The following is a 17952-nucleotide window of genomic DNA, read 5'->3' as shown; positions in this document are numbered from 1 at the left end:
GATTTCTCACGCCATCAGTTTCTGATACGTTTGGCGGCTCAGATTTTTCTGACAGTCCGTTTTGATGCCGCTGCGGCGGTTCGATCGAGGTGAAAGATGATTTTCAGCAACCACAAGCAAGCCGTCCTTTCCGTCCTCATCGCGACCGCTGTAAGTGGCGCCATGATCACCGATGCCTTCGCCCAGGCCCGCTCGTCGGAGCGTGGCGCGCGTGGCGGGAAGAAGCAGGCCAAGGCCGAAGTGCTCTACCCGAACGCGACCCGCCAGGAGCCGGAGCAGAAGTCCTCGGCCAAGGTCGGCCCGAAGCTGCAGAAAATGATTGACAGCTACAACGACCAGAAGTTCCCGGAGACGCGCGCGCAGGCCGACGAAATCCTGGCCAATCCCGCCGCCAACACCTACGACAAGTCGCTCGCCGCGCAGCTCGCCTCGCAGGCGGCCTACCAGCTGGACGACGTCGCCTCGGCCAAGAAGTACCTCGAGCAGGTGCTGCAGCTCGGCGGCCTGGACAACAACGGCCATTACCAGTCGATGCTGATGCTGGGTCAGCTGCAGCTGCAGGACGACCAGATCAACGAAGGCCTGGCGACCCTGGACAAGTACTTCGCCGAGACCAAGTCGAACAAGCCCGAAGAGCTGATCGCCAAGGGCCAGGCGCTGTACCAGGCCGAGCGCTATGCCGAGGCCATCCCGGTGCTGCAGCAGGCCATCGCCGGCTCGCCCGAGCCGAAGGACAACTGGAACCAGTTGCTGATGGCCGCCATGGCCGAAGCCGGCCAGACCGGCGAAGCGGTCAAGCAGGCTGAAACGCTGGCTGCCAAGAACCCGAACGACAAGAAGGCCCAGCTGAACCTGGCCAGCATGTACATGCAGGCCGACCAGATGGACAAGGCCGGCGCGGTCATGGCCAAGCTGTACGCAGCCGGCCAGCTGACCGACGAGCGCGAGTACAAGCAGCTGTACTCGATCTACGCCAACAGCGAGAACAAAGAAAAGGACGTCATTGCCGTTATCAATGATGGCCTGCAGAAAAACATCCTGAAGCCGGATTATCAGGTATACCTGGCACTGGCCCAGGCGTACTACTACTCCGAGCCGCAGCAGGCGGACAAGGCGATCGAGGCGTGGCAGAAGGCTGCCCCGCTTTCCAAGGATGGCGAGACCTACCTGAATCTGGCACGCGTGCTGCATTCGGAAGGTCGCATTCCGGAGGCCAAGCAGGCCGCCCAGCAAGCGCTGGCGAAGGGTGTGAAGAACCAGGCGGATGCGAAGAAAATCATCAACCTGAAGTAAGTAGGAATAACGCCTGAATGCCTGCACAAGTGATGCGCAGGCGCTCAGGATTGGTATAAGCTTGGAGGTTCCTGCGGTGTCATGCACCGCTGATCATGGGCTACCTGTCCCCGGGTATCCCGGCCCCACTAATGAGCTCTTGGCGCATGACGGAACAACTAGTCGTTCACAGGTACGAACAACGCGATGACACCGGCCTCTCCTGGCCGCGTATCGTGGGTATCGCTTTTGTAATCGCACTGCATCTCGCCGCCTTCATGATGCTTCTGATCCCGGCTGTGGCTCCCAAGGCCGTCGCGGAGAAAGAACGCAACATCATGGTGACCCTGGTCGACGCTCCGCCGCCGCCGGTCAAGAACCTGTCGCCGCCGAAGCCGTCCCCGGTTCCGCCGCCGCCGCAGGCTCCTGTGGTCGATATCCCGGACCCGCGTCCGACCGACATCGTCACGCCGCCTTCGCCGCCGTCGCCGCCGCAGCCGCCGAGCACCATTGAGGCAAGCGTCGACATCTCGTCGAAGAACATGAACCCCCCGCGTTACCCGCCGGCCGCGTTCCGTGCTGGTATCCAGGGTGAAGTCATCCTGATCATTGACGTCGATGCCAATGGCAACGTCACCAATGTGTCGGTCGAGAAGTCCAGCCGTAACCGTGACCTTGACCGCGCCGCCATGGAAGCAGCTCGCAAGTGGAGCTTCCGTTCCGCGGAATCGGGCGGGAAGAAGGTCGCAGGTCGCGTTCGCGTCCCGGTCAACTTTGCGCTGAACTGATAGTGGCCGGTGGCCCGCCGGCCACCGCCTCTAGCGGTTATTTCTAGCAATACCCTTTATCACCACACACAACAAAGGTAAGCGTCATGCTGCAGGAACTTTTCATCGCCGCTGCTGCCGGGGGCAACTCCAACGCCCTGTCGCAGATGGGCTTCGAGCACCTGATCCACGAGATGACCACCCAGCCGGGTGACTTCGCCGTCTCCTGGGTCGTGCTGCTGACCCTGATCATCATGTCGGCCATGTCCTGGTACTGGACCGTCATCAACATCTTCCGCGCCACCCGTCTGAAGGCTGCTGCCGACAAGGTCGTGAGCCTGTTCTGGGATACCCCGAACGCCCAGGACGCCATCCGCGCGATGGAAGAACAGCCGGCTTCGGAGCCCTTCTCCAAGATCGCTCTGGACGCTGCACAGGCTGCTGCGCACCACCAGCGTTCGGAAGGCGGCACCTCCGGTGGCCTGGGTGAGAACCTGAGCCGTTCGGAGTTCGTCGATCGCGCCCTGCGTCAGGCCGTGACCCGCGAAAGCAACAACCTGCAGTCGGGCATGACCCTGCTGGCCACCGTCGGCGCAACCGCTCCGTTCGTGGGTCTGCTGGGTACCGTGTGGGGCATCTACGGCGCGCTGATCAAGATCGGTGCCACCGGTTCCGCCTCGATCGACGCCGTTGCCGGCCCGGTGGGTGAAGCACTGATCATGACCGCCATCGGTCTGTTCGTGGCTATCCCGGCCGTGTTCGCCTTCAACTTCTTCAGCAAGATCAACAGCGCCACGATCAGCAAGTTCGATACGTTCGCTCACGACCTGCACGACTTCTTCGCCACCGGTTCGCGCGTTCGCTGATAGCGACGCGCGTCACCCAGCGAGAACGTAGTCAACACGATCTAGACGGAGCCCGTTATGGCTTTCAGTAGTGGTAACAGCGGCGGCCCCATGGCCGACATCAACGTTACGCCCCTCGTGGACGTGATGCTGGTGCTGCTGATCATCTTCATCATCACGGCGCCCCTGATGTCCCACAAGGTCAAGGTGGATCTGCCTGAGGCCAACCTGGTGCAGAATCCGGAAGACGCTGAGAAGCGTTCGAGCCCGATCACCTTGGCAGTCAAGGAAGACGGCTCGATCTACTGGAACGACGAGGAAATCGACAAGCAGACGCTCGAGTCGCGCTTGGCGACCGCCGCCCAGCAGACCCCGCAGCCGCCCCTCAACCTGCGTGGTGATCGCACCACCAAGATGCGCGTCATCAACGAGATGACGAAGATCGCGCAGGAACAGGGCATGCTCGACGTTGGCTTCGTCGCCACCAAAGAGAAGGGGCAGTAAGCCATGGCGTTCAGTACTGGTGGTAACAAAGGCCCCATGGCCGACATCAACGTCACGCCCCTCGTGGACGTGATGCTGGTGCTGCTGATCATCTTCATCGTCACCGCGCCGATCATGACGTACCCGATCGCCGTTGACCTGCCGCAGCGCGTGCTCAACCCACCGCCGGTGACTGTCGAACCGCCGCCGCCGATCGAGCTGAAGGTGGACGCCAGCAACCAGGTGTCGTGGAACAACAGCCCCGTGGCTGTGAGCGAACTGCAGCAGCGTATGGAGCAGGAAGTGCAGCGTGATCCGACCAACCAGCCGGAACTGCGCATCGATGCCAGCCCGGACTCCGAGTACGACGTGATGGCCAAGGTGTTGGCTGCCGCGAAGAATGCTCAGATGAAGAAGATCGGCTTCGTACAGCAGTAATACGCAAGACGCAGTCATGACGCGACTGGAAAACGCCCCTGGAAACAGGGGCGTTTTTTTTGTGCCACCGGGCGTGGATACGCGCCAGCGCCACGCCGCCCGCTATCATCCGGCCATGCTCGCAACCTTCGATCTCTTCGGGGACTGGCTCGACGCCATCCCGCACCTGCGCCCGCTGATGGTGGCGGCCTACATTCTCTATCTGCTGTGGTTGATCGGCTGGATCATGCTGCAGAAGCGCGAGCCGGTCGCCACGCTGAGCTGGATCCTCTCGCTGGCCGCCCTGCCCTATGTGGGGCTGTTCATCTACTACCTGCTCGGCCCGCAGAAGGTGAAACGACAGCGCCTGCGCCGTGGCCGTTCGCGCTCGGGCATGGAGCACTACAGCAGCGTCTGCCCGCCGGATGCGGACTGCACCGAGCTGGCCAAGATCGCCCAGGCCACCACCGGGCTCTCACCGAGCTCGGCCACCGAGGTGGAGTGGCTGGTCGATGGCGCGGCCACCTACAGCGCACTGCTTGCCGCGGTGGCCACGGCCAAGGACCACCTGCACCTGGAGTACTACATCTTCAATCCGGACCACGCCGGCACCGCGCTGCGCGATGCGCTGACCGAGCGTGCGGCGGCCGGCGTGCGCGTGCGCCTGCTGCTCGATGCGGTCGGCTCGTCGTCCATCCGCAAGCGCTTCCTGCAGCCGCTGCTGGATGCAGGTGCCGAAGTCGTCTGGTTCCATCCGCGACAGCTGCTCAAGCCGTTCAAGCGGCCCTGGTTGAACCTGCGCACGCACCGCAAGCTCGTCATCATCGACGGCCTGCAGGCCTTTACCGGCGGCATCAACATCACCGATGAAGAAGACGAGAGCGTCCGCCCGGATGCGTATCGCGACCTGCACATGCGGCTGCGTGGCCACGTGGTGCGCAGCCTGCAGCTGGTCTTCATCGAGGATTGGATCTACGCCACCGGCCAGGAGCCGGCGCGCTTCAACATCGCGCAGTTGTGGCCCGAGACCATGCCCAGCCGCAGCGAGGGCAGCATCAATGCGCAGGTGCTGGTGTCCGGTCCGGACTCGTCATGGGAGACCATCCACCGGCTGCACGTGGCGGCGATCCACGAAGCGAAGGAGCGCGTCTGGCTGGTGACGCCCTACTTCGTGCCCGGCGAGGCCGCGCGCATGGCGCTGACCTCGGCCGCACTCGGCGGCCTGGACGTGCGCCTGCTGGTGCCCAAGATGAGCGACTCCTGGTTCGTCACCCAGGCCGCGCGTTCCTACTTCGACGAGCTGCTGCAGGCAGGCGTCAAGATCTACGAGTACGGCCCGCGCATGCTGCACACGAAGGCCTTCATCGCCGATGACGATGTCTGCATCGTCGGCAGTGCCAACTTCGACCACCGCAGCTTCCGGCTCAACTTCGAGCTCTCGATGATGATCAGCGATACCGACCGCGTGGCCGCGCTGGCCGAGATCCTGCTGGCCGAGTACAGCAGCGCCTCGCCGGTCTACAACGATCGCCAGCGTTCGCTCTGGCGGCACCGTGTTCCGGAGGCCTTCGCACGCTTGGCATCGCCGTTGCTGTAGCCACCGCTCCCCGTGGAACCGCACCCGGCGCCAGCGCTACACTGGCCCGGTCAATCGGGGAGAACGACATGTACTGGCTGTTCCTGCTGTTCGCGCTGGCCTGTTTCGGCATGGCGCTCAAGACCCCCCACATGGGGCTGATGGCGCTGTCGCTGCTGGGCACCCTGGTGTTCCTGCTGGCGTGGGTCCGCGGCCTTTACGTGGCCCGCTTCGGTGACGTGCAGCCCACCCGCGCGGCCATCACCGATCCCAACGAACTCCGTCGGCTGCGGGAGCTCGCCCTACAGGCGCGCACCCCGACCGCTCAGGGTGAGTCCGACCCCTCGTAGTGCCATGACCCAACTCAGCGTCAACGTGAACAAGATCGCCGTCCTGCGCAACTCGCGCGGCGGCACCGACCCGGACGTGCTGCAGGCCGCCCGTGCCTGCCTGGAGGCCGGCGCGCACGGCATCACCGTGCACCCGCGCCCGGACCGCCGCCACATCCACGCCGAGGACGTGCTGGCCCTGTCCGCGCTGACGGCCGAGCGCGGGGTGGAGTTCAACATCGAGGGCAACCCGTTCGCGCCACCGCGCGAGGGCTACCCCGGGCTGCTGCCGCTGTGCGCGCAGACCCGCCCCGCCCAGGCCACCCTGGTGCCCGATGGCGACGGCCAGCTCACGTCCGACCACGGTGTCGACTTCGCCCGGGATGCGCAGCGCCTGCGCCCGCTGATCGCCGAATTGAAGACCTACGGCTGCCGGGTCAGCCTGTTCGTGGATGCGGGCGACCCCGACATCGCCCAGGCCGCGGCCATCGGTGCTGACCGCGTGGAGCTCTACACCGGCCCTTACGCCGAGGCCCATGCCGCCGGCGACGCCACGGCCATGCTGGCCGTGTTCGCCGATGCAGCCCGCCGCGCGCAGGCGGCCGGCCTGGGGGTCAACGCCGGGCATGACCTGTCGCAGGACAACCTGGCCGATTTCCTCCGGACCGTGCCGGACGTGCTGGAAGTCTCGATCGGCCATGCGCTGATCAGCGAGGCGCTGTATGACGGGCTGGATGCCACGGTGAAGGGCTATCTGCGGCTGCTTTGATGGGGCGCGTAGCCCTGCCGCGTAAGGGGCGCCCGGCATCGGGTAGAGCCGACCGTTGGTCGGCTCAGCCGCCGGTGACGTGGCGCGCGAGGCACGCGCTCTGGCCCTGTGGATAATGTAGGGGATCAAATCGGCACCCACCGCCGGTGAGCCTTACCGGGCGCAGGTTTCACTTCCATTTGCCCCTGTGGTTAGTAATACTACTAACCATGGATATCCCCTATCCCCGCCGTTCCGACGCTACGACGTCTCATTCCCTGAGACATCCGGGCGATAGGCTTTGAAGATGGGTATTGCGATCAAAGGCCGGGGCTCCAGCGCGCACCTGGCGGGCCGCTTCGAGGTCACCGTCAGCGAAGCGATGGACGACGGCTGGGCGCCGGACGAGAGTGAAGAGTTCGCTGCGCCGCGCCTGCGCACCGAAGTCCGTGCCGAGACCGCGCGCAGCATCATCAGCCGCAACAAATCGCCGGACGTCGGCTTCAGCCAGTCGGTCAATCCGTACCGCGGTTGCGAGCATGGCTGTTCGTACTGTTTTGCCCGGCCCTCGCACGCCTATCTCAATCTCTCGCCCGGCCTGGACTTCGAGACCAAGCTGTTCGCCAAGACCAATGCGCCGCAGCTGCTGCGCAAGGAGTTCTCGCGCCCCGGCTACGTGCCGCAGCCGATCGCGCTGGGCATCAACACCGACGCCTACCAGCCGATCGAGCGCAAGCTCAAACTCACCCGCCAGCTGATCGAGGTGATGCTGGAAACGCAGCACCCGTTCTCGCTGATCACCAAGAATGCGCTGGTCGAGCGCGACATCGACCTGCTCGCACCGCTGGCGGAAAAGCAGCTGGTCAGCGTGCACTTCTCGGTGACCTCGCTGGACCCGCACCTGTCGGCCAAGCTGGAACCACGCGCCTCGGCCCCGCATGCACGGCTGCGCGCGATGCGTCGCCTGAGCGATGCCGGCATCCCGGTCGGGGTAATGGTCGCGCCGGTGATTCCGTGGATCAACGATGCCGAACTGGAAGCCGTGCTTGAGGCCGCCCACGATGCCGGTGCCTCCACCGCCGGCTACGTGCTGCTGCGGCTGCCGCTGGAAGTGGCGCCGCTGTTCCGCGATTGGCTCGACACCCACCACCCGGACCGCGCCACGCATGTGATGAGCACCATCAACCAGCTGCGCGGTGGCAAGGACTACAACAGCGAGTTCGGCACGCGCATGCGCGGTGAAGGGGTCTACGCCGACCTGCTGTCCAACCGTTTCAAGCTGGCCCGCAAGCGCCTGGGCTTCGATGCGCAGCACAGCCATTGGCCGAAGCTGGACTGCACCCGCTTCCTGCGGCCGTTGCCGCCGCGGGTGGACTCGCCGCAGGGTTCGTTGTTCTAACGAGCCTTGAAGGGACGGTCGTCAACAAACGTCTTAGTCCGTACCTAGTCGCCGTACATCAATGTAATCGGCCCGTTACTGCCGAGCATGCGTCCGCGCAAGGATGACCGTCCGTGGGACTAGACCCAATCAGCCTCCCCTATTTAAGTCCTATAGCGGGATCTCCGCTCCTTACATCCAGCTGCCAATAGGGGGGGGCGGAGGAGGAACTGCAGCCCCTGCCCAAACATCGAAAGAGCAGGAAACCGACGATAGGCAGGACGACTGTCCAGAAGTTAGTGGGAATCCCGTGGTTCTTTACACTGGGAACAAGGTGGAGCCTGAGCTGGACTTTGCGAGCCAGGGAGAAATGGGCCTGTACCTGCAGCGCACCTACAACCACCATTGGAGTGCGGTTGGCATCTTTGGCCAACACTGGCTGAGCAACTTCGACTACTCACTGGCATTCTCTGATGAAAGGAATCTGGCTTGGTCGCAACGGCCAGATGGTCGGCGAATCAAGTTCCTCCGTGATCTAAGCAGTGGTCACTGGTTCGAGGACAAAGCGCAACCGGTGGCGTACATCAAGCAAAACGGCGATGGCTCATTCACGCTGCACAACGAACAGCGCGGGACAGAGAGCTATAACGCCGAAGGATTCATTACGCAGCAGCGCGATGAACAAGGCGTGGCATGGACGTACTCTTACAATAATCGTTATCTTCAGCGGGTGACTCATTCTTCGGGTCGACAAATCAACTTTTCCTGGAGTAATGGCCAGCTCGTGAGGGTAACGGACCCAGCCGGGAACGCTTACCAATACACGTATACCGCCAATGCCTTCGGTAGTAACCGCCCCCGACTCGCCTCTGCTGTAATGCCTGGCGCGCCCGCTACAACCATCAGCTACCACTATGAAGATGCGAGATTCCCCGGCGCCCTTACAGGCAAATCGTTCAATGGCAATCGATACTCAACCTTTGCCTACGATGCGAGCAGGCGCGCGGTTCTTTCCGAGCATGCGGGTGGAGTCGAACGCTTTACTTACAGCTACGCTGTACTTCAGACGGAAGCCGTCGCCCCTCCCCCCGCACCTGCTCAGCCAGGACGGTCTGCCGGAGGGACGGGGAGTACGCCGGGTTCACCATGGTGCGAACCGCGCGTAGGAGGAGAAATCTGCTATGCCCCACAGTCCCTGCCGTCCTTCCCGTCCCAGCCATCTCTGCCGACGTCCGGCGGCCCAATTATCAACCTTCCCGGCGTACCTGGGTCACCTGGCCTGCCTACAGACCCGCTTTCCCAACTTCCGACCACCAGGGACCGTGCAGTAAAGATCAGCGTCACTGAGACCAACCCGCTCGGCCGTAAGACTACCTACAAGTACGAGGATGGTAGGCAAGTATCGGTAAAAGGAGATGCGTCACCGAAATGTGCAGCCAGCTATAAGGAGCGTAGTTATGACGCCAATGGCTACCCCGACCTGGTCCACGACTTCGCGGACAACTTGACCAACTTTGATTACAGTCCCCAAGGCTTCCTGCTCAAACAGGTTGAGGCGGTCGGAACCAGTGCCGAACGTACAACAACGTGGGAGTGGGACACTGGGAAGAACCGCTTGCTGAAGCAGAGAATAGTGGGCGACGTCGAGAACAGTTTCACTTATGACGCCAAGGGAAACCTGGCCTCATCCACTGCGCGGAACGCCAGCGCAATTGGTGCGGTGGGCCAGTCCAGCGTCACGACATACACCTACACTTACCACCCCAATGGGCTAAAGGCATCAATAAAGTCCGACGGACCTCTCGCGCAAGATGACGTCGTCGAAACATATAGTGGGTCAGGCGACCTTCTCGCGGTCAAAAACGCACTCGGTCACACCGTGAGCTACAGCAACTACAACGGTCTTGGACAGCCTGGCCGAATCGTTGGCGTCAATGGCGATGTAACCGAAATCTCTTACGATGCGCGAGGAAGAGTTGCCTCGTCTCGTAGAAGCATTGGAAATGACTGGGCCACGACGACTATCAGCTACGATCCAACTGGCAATCTGGCGAGCATCCTTCGCCCCGATGGCATCAAAGTAAGCTACAGCTACGACGCTGCACAGAGACTGGTGCTGGAGTCTAGGCCCCTCGGTGACGGGCAGTTTGCAAGGGTGAAGCATAGTTACGACAACGCCTCCAACCGTACTCGAACCGAAATATCGCAAAGCGACTATCCAGCCGATAGCCAAGTAGTTGGATACATCGATGGTGTCACACACGACGGCCAGTGGAACTGGTTCGTACACGGTTGGGCCTGCACTACTGGATCCGCCGCATCCATCCAGGTCGACGCCTATGCCAGCGGGGGTGTGCACATCGGAAGCACCAAGGCGAATAGGGCTACCGGTACTGAGGTTGCGAACGTTTGCCAGGCGAGTGGAGCAGCGTACGGATTTCGCGTGCCAATCACCTTGGCTCAGCGCCAACAGTTGGGTGGCCGAACTGTTTCGGTCCAAGGCGTATCGCCTCAAGGAGCCACTTACAATCGGGCTTTGCCGAGCGCGGCAGATCATCTGATCCCGACAGCGACGATCATTGGCGGCGTCAGTGGGGTGGTCCAAGACGAAACATGGAACTCATACATCGAAGGGTGGGCGTGCTCCGTTGGTGTTGCTGCACCTATCGCTGTCCACGTCTATGCTGGCGGCGCTGCGGGTTCGGGCACGCACGTTGCAAGCGGGACCGCCAACCTGCCAGGTGACGCCACCGTCGCACATAGCTGTCAGGTGGCGACAACTGCGCATCGGTTCAGGGTGCTCTTAGACTTTGGCACCCGGCAGGCCCACGCCAACAAAACGCTGCACGTTCACGGCATCTCGCCTGTTGGACAATCCAACCTGGTCGTTACCGGATCCGGCAGCCATATCGTTCCACCGGCCACACTTAGCGCGCAGATCATCAGCTTTAACACTTCTCCGACTAATATCGTAAATGGAGAAACCACCGAGCTGACTGCTCGGGTGCGCAACACAGGAAATATCGTCTGGCATAGCAATACCTATCTTGCTTGGGGATTCATCCACCTAAACAACAGCATGCTCCTGTCAGCACCAGTTCCTCCTGGCGGAGAGGTGGTCTTCAGTCAAACCATCGCGCCAGAAAATCCTGGGACGGGAAACATGTACTTCGAATACTCTGCGCAGATGGCGAGCAGTGGTACAGCGTGGGGCCCCCGAGCCACCACGGGAGTGACCGTGTCCAATGTTGGCTGGGTCTGTAAGCCGAATGGAGAGTGTCAGGCGCCAATGTCAGTCGAGCCAGGCGGCCAGATGCTGAAGTCCACGGAAGGAGAGCGCTGATGTCCATCGCAACGGCAACACTGATCGCGTTGAGCACAGTTTCCTACAGCGTTGACTATCAGTATGACGAGCTGGGAAGACTGGTGGCGGAGAACGGTAACAGTGGTCAGAACGTCCGCTACGCATATGACGCTGAGGACCGTCTGATCCAAATCACGGATTCGCAGAATCGCACGACGAAATTCGAGTATGACGCGCGAGGACGATTGTTGAAGAAGATAGATCCAGCGGGTGGCGCGACACTGCTGGCCCACGACGTGGGTGATCGTGTTACCAAGGTGATCGACCCCCGTGGATTGGTAACGAGCTTCGAATACGATGGATTTGGACAACTGTGGAAGCAGAGCAGTCCGGATACTGGGGTCACGAGCCACCAATACAACGCAGGCGGCCTGCGAACGGGTACCGTGCGTAACGATGGCAGTATGGTGTCCTTTACTCATGACGGTTTGGGACGACTTACTGAGGTCAATTCCGACGGTCAACAACACAGTTACAGCTATGATTGGTGCAGTAGGGGGCTGGGCCGGCTATGTGGATTGGCCGCTCCAACCACATCCACACATTTCGCCTACAGCCCTGCTGGTGAAGTTTTGATCAGGCGGGACTTCATAATTGCCGGTGGAGCGACGACGGACCACAGCACCACCTACGGCTTCGACGGGATTGGCAGGCCTAACAAGATTACCTATCCCAATGGAAACGCTGTTGAGTACGGGTACGGGGCCGGCGGTCAACTTGGTTCAATGTCCGTGACCATCAACGGTGTGACCAAGCCGGTGATCACAGCCGCGAGTTACAAAGCAACGGGTGCTCGAAACAACCTCTCTTACGGCAATGGTCTTGTGCGTGGATATGGCCACGATCTGGACGGCCGCCTCACCTCCATGTCCGTACGGCGAGGGGACAACACCGCACTGAGCGCCTGGGACTACCAGCACAGCGCGGACAATGAGATCACCCGGATAGGTGACGGGGTCTCCCCGGACATGACGCAGGTCATTGGCTACGACGCGCTGAGTCGCCTGACCACCCTGACGCGATTCGGCGTGATCAACCAGCTTTCGTACGATGCGGGCGGCAATCACGATCGCTACCAAGCTGGAACCTCGCTGACCCAGTACAGCATCGATCCTCAGAGCAATCGCGTCCTGAACTACACGAGTGATGGTGTGAGCCGCCAGTACCAGTACGATGCTGTAGGTAACAGGATCAGCGAGAAGAGCGGTTCGCGTGTGCAGACCTACACCTATAGCCCCTTCAATCGGATGAGTCAGGCTAACGTCAATGGGGCTGTTACAAACTACATGCTCAATGCGCAAGGCCAGCGTGTAGCGAAGCTCAACGCAAGCACGAGCCGCTACTACTACGCGGGGCAGAATCAGCTCACCTCTGAGCTGACGGACGGTACTTGGACGAACTACCTTTGGTTCGGCGGCGAGCTGGTAGGCTTGGACCGTGGTGGCCAGGTTAACTTCGTACACACTGATCATCTGGGGCGGCCTGAATTTGCTACGAACGCTAGCCAGCAGACAGTGTGGAAGGCGTATAACTACGCCTATGGCCGGAGTGTTCAGCAGGACAGCATTGGCGGACTGAATATTGGTTTCCCAGGGCAGTACCACGATGCCGAGACGGGGCTTTGGTATAACGGCTTCCGGGACTACGACGCAAGTATTGCCAGGTATGTGCAGAGTGATCCGATTGGTTTGGAGGCTGGAACTAATACCTACTCATACGCTGGCTCCAACCCTGTAAGCTTAATCGATCCGTTTGGCTTGAAGGACTGTGATTGCACTTCAGCATCATTCGGAGAGATCAGGGCCCAGCTTCCAGATAAAGGGCCCCTTAGCCAAGTTTCCGATGGCGTTTCTAGCTACATTCAAGGCGTGGCTTGGGGCGGTACTGCGTTGGCTGCACAATCAGGAATATTGGGCGATAGAGCACTACAGGAAGCCAGTAGCACACATTCCCAATTAGGGATAGCCCTGATACAGGCACTGTCGCACCCAAATCAGACCGGAACAGCTGTAGCGGCGGTATCGTCTAAGTACCCCCTACAAGTGATGAGCAGAGCTGGAGCCGGCATCGCCGTCGGGACTGGATTTGGCGGGCGCGTGGGTGGTTATGCTTCAGCTGCCGCCTTCTATGGCTCAATGTTTAAGGCCACTTACAATAACTCTGAAGCAATAGCGGCAGCAGGAATAGTTGGGGAAGAGATATGTCGATGAATTTATCTTTTAAATTCAAGTGTCCAGCATGCGGCACAAGAGCACAGCGATTGCCAGCATTTAAATCGCTTGAGAGAGTGCTCATCGTCAAATGTAAAGAATGTCGATCAATCATTGAATCGGATATAGGCTGGCTCAGGTATATATTACTGGTGTCCTATACATATATATTCGCCGGGCTATTGGGGTCTGCATTCATAATTGGATTGGTTACTGGCAATGTTCTTCAGGTTCTGATCTCAGGCTTATTATTTGCACTCCTGGCACTTCTGCCTGCAATTATTCTTCATTCTCGATTTTTGGTTGTCCAGAAGACGGAGGAAAGCGTTAGATCGCTTGATCAGAAGTACGGAAAATATCGAAGGTGATTTCTTCGTCCCTCTTGGCGAGTCACGCAAAGGTCTAGACCCGGCACTCCATGCTCCGCTGAGTTATTACCGCGACAACGGCGTCATCCGCGACGCGGGCGCTGATCGTCTCTATCTCGATCTGGACGTGCTGGTCGGGTTGAAGGCGAAGACGAAGCGCACCGGGCGCAATGTGCCGATCACCGTGATGGTGTTGGCCGTGCTGGTTGCAGCCGTAGTGGTGGTGCTGGCGACTTGGTAACGCATGGGTCGCCCGTGTCCCCCGGTGCCTGTGACTCAAGGAGACCGCGTTGGGATGAAATGGATTCATCGGCTTGGGATCGCCTTCCTGTGGATGCTCCCAGTGAACTTCGTGGTACTTACGGGGCTGAAAGTTGCCTACCGTGTTTCTCTAGGCGAACAGGAGCTGGTTGGGTTGTCGTTGGCTATCCTTGGAACCGTGGGAGCGACGGTTTCCACTCGCCGAGGCCGCGTGAGTCGTTCCGATACGGCCGGTGATCGATGACGCGGGTTAGAGCGAACCTTTGCTCAACCGGCAAGCATTTGAACGGATAGAGTGCAAGGGCGTTGATCGAGACGTTGAACTCAAGCCAAGGAGGACGCACATGCTGGACCATCACCGGAGGACGGTAAATCTCGTGGTATTCGTCCTGATCACGATTGCGACGGGAGTGAATGCTCTCTGCAGGATTGCAGACGGGAAATTTACCGGCGTGCACCAGTACGCGCTGGCTTTCTTCGGCTTGTTCACTCTGTTCCTGAGTGTCGTGACCCTCATGACGATGCTGCGTACAAGCGCGCACCGCCGAAAGTGATCCAGGCTTTTGAGTGCATCGCATCGCCTTCGTAGATGAGAACCGGCGCTGCCTGCTCACGTGCTGATTGAAAGCGCGCGCTGATCAATTCCCACCAAACAATTTCTGCGCACTCTGGAAAAGAACCCAGCTCGTTGCAATGAACTTGTCCCCACCCTGCGGCCGGTTGCCCCGGTGGGTGTGGGTAAACGCCGTCGGTGCGATCAACAGGCTGCCCGTGCGCGGCGCGACCTTGCGGCCCTGGAACAGGAACTCGGTTTCGCCGGCATCGAAATCGTCATTGAGGTAGAGCGTCCACAGCAGGTGGCGGTGCAGCGTTTCGCCGGCCGGATCGCGTGGGTACAGCTCGCAGTGCCAGTACGGATAGCCGCCCTCGCCCGCTGCATACCATTGCAGATTGATGGCACCGGGCCGCAGGCAGGTGCGGGCCAGGTCGGACAGCGTGGCGTCGTCCATGTCGGGGAAATCCTCGGCCGCCAACCGGCGCGGCTGGCCCTGGCTGTCCTGGATCTGCAACATCAACGGCGAGATCAGGGCCTGTGGATAACGGCGTAGATAAGTCAGCAAACCCTTGAAAACCGCCTGCTGCAGCGCCGCTTCGGCCTGCCGCCACTCGGGGCGCCCGCTGATGCGAAGATCCTTGCTGTGCTTGAGTTCCGGGAACACACCGCTGCCCACTTCGCCCGGCTGCAACTGCGCACTGGATCGCATCTGGGCCTGCAGGGCCGCGCAGACCTCGTTGGGGACGGCGTTGTGGATTACTTCGATGAAATCGAGCGGCGCGTCGGCAGTCATGGGGTCATCCGTGGGCACGAATGGCCGATGGTGACCGCTGCCGTGGCCGATGTCACGCCGTTGCCACGTAGCAACAGGGCTGACCAGGCGGCCAGCCCTGCGTAGGAAATCACCCTGCCGCGCTGTCGTGTTCGCGGTGGTAACGGGTGGCTTCTTCCACTTCATTGCGCGAGCCGAGGAACACCGGCACGCGCTGGTGCAGCTGATCGGGCTGGATGTCGAGAATGCGCTCGCGCCCGGTGGTGGCAGCGCCGCCGGCCTGTTCGACCAGCAGGCCCATCGGGTTGGCTTCGTACATCAGGCGCAGCTTGCCGGCCTTGGAGGGATCCTTCGTGTCCCACGGGTAGATGAAGATGCCGCCGCGGGTCAGGATGCGATGCACGTCGGCCACCATGCTGGCGATCCAGCGCATGTTGAAGTTCTTGCCGCGCGCGCCTTCCTTGCCGGCCAGCAGGTCCTGCACGTAGCCCTGCATCGGGGTTTCCCAATGCCGCTGGTTGGACATGTTGATCGCGAATTCCTGGGTGTCCGCCGGGATCTGCATGTCCGGCGTGGTCAGCACGAACTCGCCCTTCTCGCGGTCCAGGGTGAAGGCGTGCGTGCCGTGGCCGACGGTGAGCACCATCTGCGTGCTCGGCCCGTAGATGCAGTAGCCGGCCGCGACCTGCGCGGTGCCCGGCTGCAGGAAGCTGGCATCGTTGGGCTGTTCGGTGCCCGGCGGGCAGCGCAGCACCGAGAAGATGGTGCCGACCGAGACGTTGACGTCGATGTTGGAGCTGCCATCGAGGGGATCGAACAGCAGCAGGAAGTCACCGCGCGGGTAGGTGTCCGGCACCGGCTGGCAATGATCCATTTCTTCCGAGGCGCAGGCCGCGAGGTGGCCGCCCCAGGCATTGGCTTCCAGCAGGATCTCGTTGCTGATCACGTCCAGCTTCTTCTGCGCTTCGCCCTGCACGTTGCCAGTGCCGGCTTCGCCAAGCACACCGCCCAGCGCGCCCTTGCTGACCGCGATGGAGATGCTGGTGCAGGCGCGGGCAACGACAGCGATCAGCTGGCGCAGATCGGCGTTGATGCGGCCGGCATGTTGCTCTTCGATCAGATAGCGGGTCAGCGACGTCTGGGACATGGAATCAGGCGGCCTTCAAAGGGGAAGCGCCTATTGTCGCCCTTCCCCGGAGCCATTACGAGGCGCGGGCCGCCGTAACCGTTCCCACCGCGCGCAACGCGCGGCCGGCGCGGCAAAGAAAAACGGCCGCACAGGGCGGCCGTTCTTCCTCACGGGGGCGATGCCGCTCAGCCCTTGCTGACGGTGGCCACGGCCTTGGCCACGTACTCCAGGTTGCCCTGGTTCAGTGCGGCCACGCAGATGCGGCCGGTGCCCACGGCGTAGATCGCGAACTCGTCGCGCAGGCGGTCCACCTGGGCGCGGCTCAGGCCCGAGTACGAGAACATGCCGGCCTGGTCGTTGATGAAGGCGTACTCCGGTGCGCCGGCGGCGACCAGGTTCTCCACCAGGCCATGGCGCAGGGCATGGATGCGCTCACGCATTTCGGTCAGTTCCGCTTCCCACAGCTGGCGCAGCTCGACGCTGTTGAGCACGCCGGCCACCAGCGCGGCGCCATGGTTGGACGGGCTGGAGTAGATCGTGCGGATGATGCGCTTGACCTGCGACTGCACGGCCTTGGCCGCGTTCGCATCCGGGGCGACCACCGACAGCGCGCCAATGCGCTCGCCATACAGCGAGAACGACTTGGAGTACGAGTTGGCGACCACGAAGCTGTCGATGTCGGCCTCGGCGATGATGCGCACGGCGGCGCCATCTTCGCTGATGCCCTTGTCGAAGCCCTGGTAGGCCATGTCGATGAACGGGAACAGCTGGCGGTCCTTCAGCAGCTCGGCCACCTGCTTCCACTGCGCGACGGTGAGGTCGGCACCGGTCGGGTTGTGGCAGCACGCGTGCAGCAGCACCACGGTGCCCGGCTGCAGCTTGCCGAGGTCGGCCAGCATGCCGTCGAAGTCCACGCCATGGGTGGCGGCATCGAAGTAGGTGTAATCGACCACGTCGAAACCGGCCGCGCCGAACACCGCGCGATGGTTTTCCCAGCTCGGGTTGCTGATGGCGATGGTGGCGTGCGGCAGCAGCTTGTGCAGCAGGTCCGCGCCGACGCGCAGCGCACCGCTGCCGCCGATGGTCTGCGAGGTGGCCACGCGGCCAGCGGCCAGCAGCGGCGAATCCTTGCCGAAGACCAGCTCGCGGGTGGCCTGGTTGTAGGCCGGCAGGCCGTCGATCGGCAGGTAGCCGCGCGGTTTGGCGTCATTGGCCAGCTGCTGTTCGATCCTGTTCACGGCGCGGAGCAGCGGGATGCGGCCGCTCTCGTCGTAATAGATGCCCACGCCCAGGTTGACCTTGGTCGGACGGCTGTCGGCGTTGTAAGCCTCGGTCAGGCCCAGGATCGGGTCGCCTGGGACCAGTTCCACATTTGCAAAGAAGGACACGGCGGTACTCATTCGGATGACGGAAGGGGGAGGGTGGCGCGACGCAGGATTGGCGGCAGAATCAGCCAAAACCGACCCATCGTAACAAA

16 protein-coding genes are annotated in these 17952 nt (G+C 61.6%); 13 read left to right on the top strand and 3 right to left on the bottom strand.

Annotated elements, in window-relative coordinates:
* Positions 1-96 precede the first annotated feature (96 nt).
* The 13 genes from ORK51_RS09860 to ORK51_RS09800 all read left to right on the top strand — a co-directional run bounded on the left by ORK51_RS09860 (position 97) and on the right by ORK51_RS09800 (position 14572).
* Positions 97-1293: a tetratricopeptide repeat protein gene (locus ORK51_RS09860; protein ID WP_019184053.1), complete on the top strand. Its 1197-nt coding sequence runs from the start codon at positions 97-99 to the stop codon at positions 1291-1293.
* A 146-nt stretch (positions 1294-1439) separates the two neighbouring features.
* Positions 1440-2060 (top strand): energy transducer TonB, encoded by a 621-nt coding sequence (locus ORK51_RS09855; RefSeq protein WP_266084810.1) that lies wholly within the window; start codon positions 1440-1442, stop codon positions 2058-2060.
* Between the two features lie 86 nt (positions 2061-2146).
* A complete protein-coding gene (gene exbB / locus ORK51_RS09850; protein ID WP_019184055.1) occupies positions 2147-2905 on the top strand; it encodes a TonB-system energizer ExbB in 759 nt (252 codons plus the stop codon).
* A gap of 57 nt (positions 2906-2962) precedes the next feature.
* On the top strand, positions 2963-3388 hold the full coding sequence (locus tag ORK51_RS09845) for an ExbD/TolR family protein (protein ID WP_019184056.1): 426 nt from the start codon (positions 2963-2965) through the stop codon (positions 3386-3388).
* 3 nt (positions 3389-3391) lie between these two features.
* Complete coding sequence (locus ORK51_RS09840) at positions 3392-3805, top strand: ExbD/TolR family protein (protein ID WP_019184057.1); 414 nt, start codon at positions 3392-3394, stop codon at positions 3803-3805.
* 115 nt (positions 3806-3920) lie between these two features.
* Positions 3921-5381 carry a cardiolipin synthase gene (cls, locus tag ORK51_RS09835; RefSeq protein ID WP_046272265.1) on the top strand — a complete coding sequence of 487 codons (1461 nt, stop codon included), beginning with the start codon at positions 3921-3923 and terminating at the stop codon, positions 5379-5381.
* A gap of 68 nt (positions 5382-5449) precedes the next feature.
* Positions 5450-5710, top strand: a complete 261-nt coding sequence (locus ORK51_RS09830) for a hypothetical protein (protein ID WP_019184059.1) — start codon at positions 5450-5452, stop codon at positions 5708-5710.
* 4 nt (positions 5711-5714) lie between these two features.
* Positions 5715-6458 (top strand): pyridoxine 5'-phosphate synthase, encoded by a 744-nt coding sequence (locus ORK51_RS09825; protein ID WP_261997919.1) that lies wholly within the window; start codon positions 5715-5717, stop codon positions 6456-6458.
* Between the two features lie 286 nt (positions 6459-6744).
* Positions 6745-7836 (top strand): PA0069 family radical SAM protein, encoded by a 1092-nt coding sequence (locus ORK51_RS09820; RefSeq protein WP_261997918.1) that lies wholly within the window; start codon positions 6745-6747, stop codon positions 7834-7836.
* 160 nt (positions 7837-7996) lie between these two features.
* Entirely contained in the window at positions 7997-11158 is a 3162-nt protein-coding gene (locus ORK51_RS09815) for a DUF6531 domain-containing protein (protein WP_323054027.1), read from the top strand.
* Positions 11158-13389: an RHS repeat domain-containing protein gene (locus ORK51_RS09810; protein ID WP_070426292.1), complete on the top strand. Its 2232-nt coding sequence runs from the start codon at positions 11158-11160 to the stop codon at positions 13387-13389. The genes ORK51_RS09815 and ORK51_RS09810 overlap by 1 nt, the downstream gene beginning before the upstream one ends.
* A gap of 252 nt (positions 13390-13641) precedes the next feature.
* Positions 13642-13998 (top strand): hypothetical protein, encoded by a 357-nt coding sequence (locus ORK51_RS09805; protein ID WP_261997917.1) that lies wholly within the window; start codon positions 13642-13644, stop codon positions 13996-13998.
* A gap of 364 nt (positions 13999-14362) precedes the next feature.
* Positions 14363-14572: a hypothetical protein gene (locus ORK51_RS09800; RefSeq protein ID WP_046272253.1), complete on the top strand. Its 210-nt coding sequence runs from the start codon at positions 14363-14365 to the stop codon at positions 14570-14572.
* 84 nt (positions 14573-14656) lie between these two features.
* Here ORK51_RS09800 and ORK51_RS09795 read toward each other — a convergent pair whose 3' ends face one another.
* From ORK51_RS09795 to ORK51_RS09785, 3 genes are all read right to left on the bottom strand, one after another.
* Complete coding sequence (locus ORK51_RS09795; protein ID WP_070426294.1) at positions 14657-15367, bottom strand: 2OG-Fe(II) oxygenase; 711 nt, start codon at positions 15365-15367, stop codon at positions 14657-14659.
* 109 nt (positions 15368-15476) lie between these two features.
* Positions 15477-16493 carry a class 1 fructose-bisphosphatase gene (locus ORK51_RS09790; RefSeq protein ID WP_046272251.1) on the bottom strand — a complete coding sequence of 339 codons (1017 nt, stop codon included), beginning with the start codon at positions 16491-16493 and terminating at the stop codon, positions 15477-15479.
* Positions 16494-16660: 167 nt separating this feature from the next.
* On the bottom strand, positions 16661-17863 hold the full coding sequence (locus ORK51_RS09785) for an amino acid aminotransferase (RefSeq protein WP_070426295.1): 1203 nt from the start codon (positions 17861-17863) through the stop codon (positions 16661-16663).
* Between the last annotated feature and the right edge of the window lie 89 nt (positions 17864-17952).

The sequence above is a fragment of the Stenotrophomonas sp. RIT-551 genome (assembly GCF_026241915.1).
In the GTDB taxonomy this organism is placed as follows: domain Bacteria; phylum Pseudomonadota; class Gammaproteobacteria; order Xanthomonadales; family Xanthomonadaceae; genus Stenotrophomonas; species Stenotrophomonas bentonitica_A.
The sequence above is the reverse complement of the archived record's forward strand: the minus strand, read 5'-3'. Positions and strand labels throughout refer to the sequence as shown.

Bases quoted from the DNA above. Each gene is read 5' to 3' on its own strand.
- ORK51_RS09860 (WP_019184053.1), top strand. From the start codon at position 97: ATGATTTTCAGCAACCACAAGCAAGCCGTCCTTTCCGTCCTCATCGCG.
- ORK51_RS09855 (WP_266084810.1), top strand. From the start codon at position 1,440: ATGACGGAACAACTAGTCGTTCACAGGTACGAACAACGCGATGACACC.
- exbB (WP_019184055.1), top strand. From the start codon at position 2,147: ATGCTGCAGGAACTTTTCATCGCCGCTGCTGCCGGGGGCAACTCCAAC.
- ORK51_RS09845 (WP_019184056.1), top strand. From the start codon at position 2,963: ATGGCTTTCAGTAGTGGTAACAGCGGCGGCCCCATGGCCGACATCAAC.
- ORK51_RS09840 (WP_019184057.1), top strand. From the start codon at position 3,392: ATGGCGTTCAGTACTGGTGGTAACAAAGGCCCCATGGCCGACATCAAC.
- cls (WP_046272265.1), top strand. From the start codon at position 3,921: ATGCTCGCAACCTTCGATCTCTTCGGGGACTGGCTCGACGCCATCCCG.
- ORK51_RS09830 (WP_019184059.1), top strand. From the start codon at position 5,450: ATGTACTGGCTGTTCCTGCTGTTCGCGCTGGCCTGTTTCGGCATGGCG.
- ORK51_RS09825 (WP_261997919.1), top strand. From the start codon at position 5,715: ATGACCCAACTCAGCGTCAACGTGAACAAGATCGCCGTCCTGCGCAAC.
- ORK51_RS09820 (WP_261997918.1), top strand. From the start codon at position 6,745: ATGGGTATTGCGATCAAAGGCCGGGGCTCCAGCGCGCACCTGGCGGGC.
- ORK51_RS09810 (WP_070426292.1), top strand. From the start codon at position 11,158: ATGTCCATCGCAACGGCAACACTGATCGCGTTGAGCACAGTTTCCTAC.
- ORK51_RS09800 (WP_046272253.1), top strand. From the start codon at position 14,363: ATGCTGGACCATCACCGGAGGACGGTAAATCTCGTGGTATTCGTCCTG.
- ORK51_RS09795 (WP_070426294.1), bottom strand. From the start codon at position 15,367: ATGACTGCCGACGCGCCGCTCGATTTCATCGAAGTAATCCACAACGCC.
- ORK51_RS09790 (WP_046272251.1), bottom strand. From the start codon at position 16,493: ATGTCCCAGACGTCGCTGACCCGCTATCTGATCGAAGAGCAACATGCC.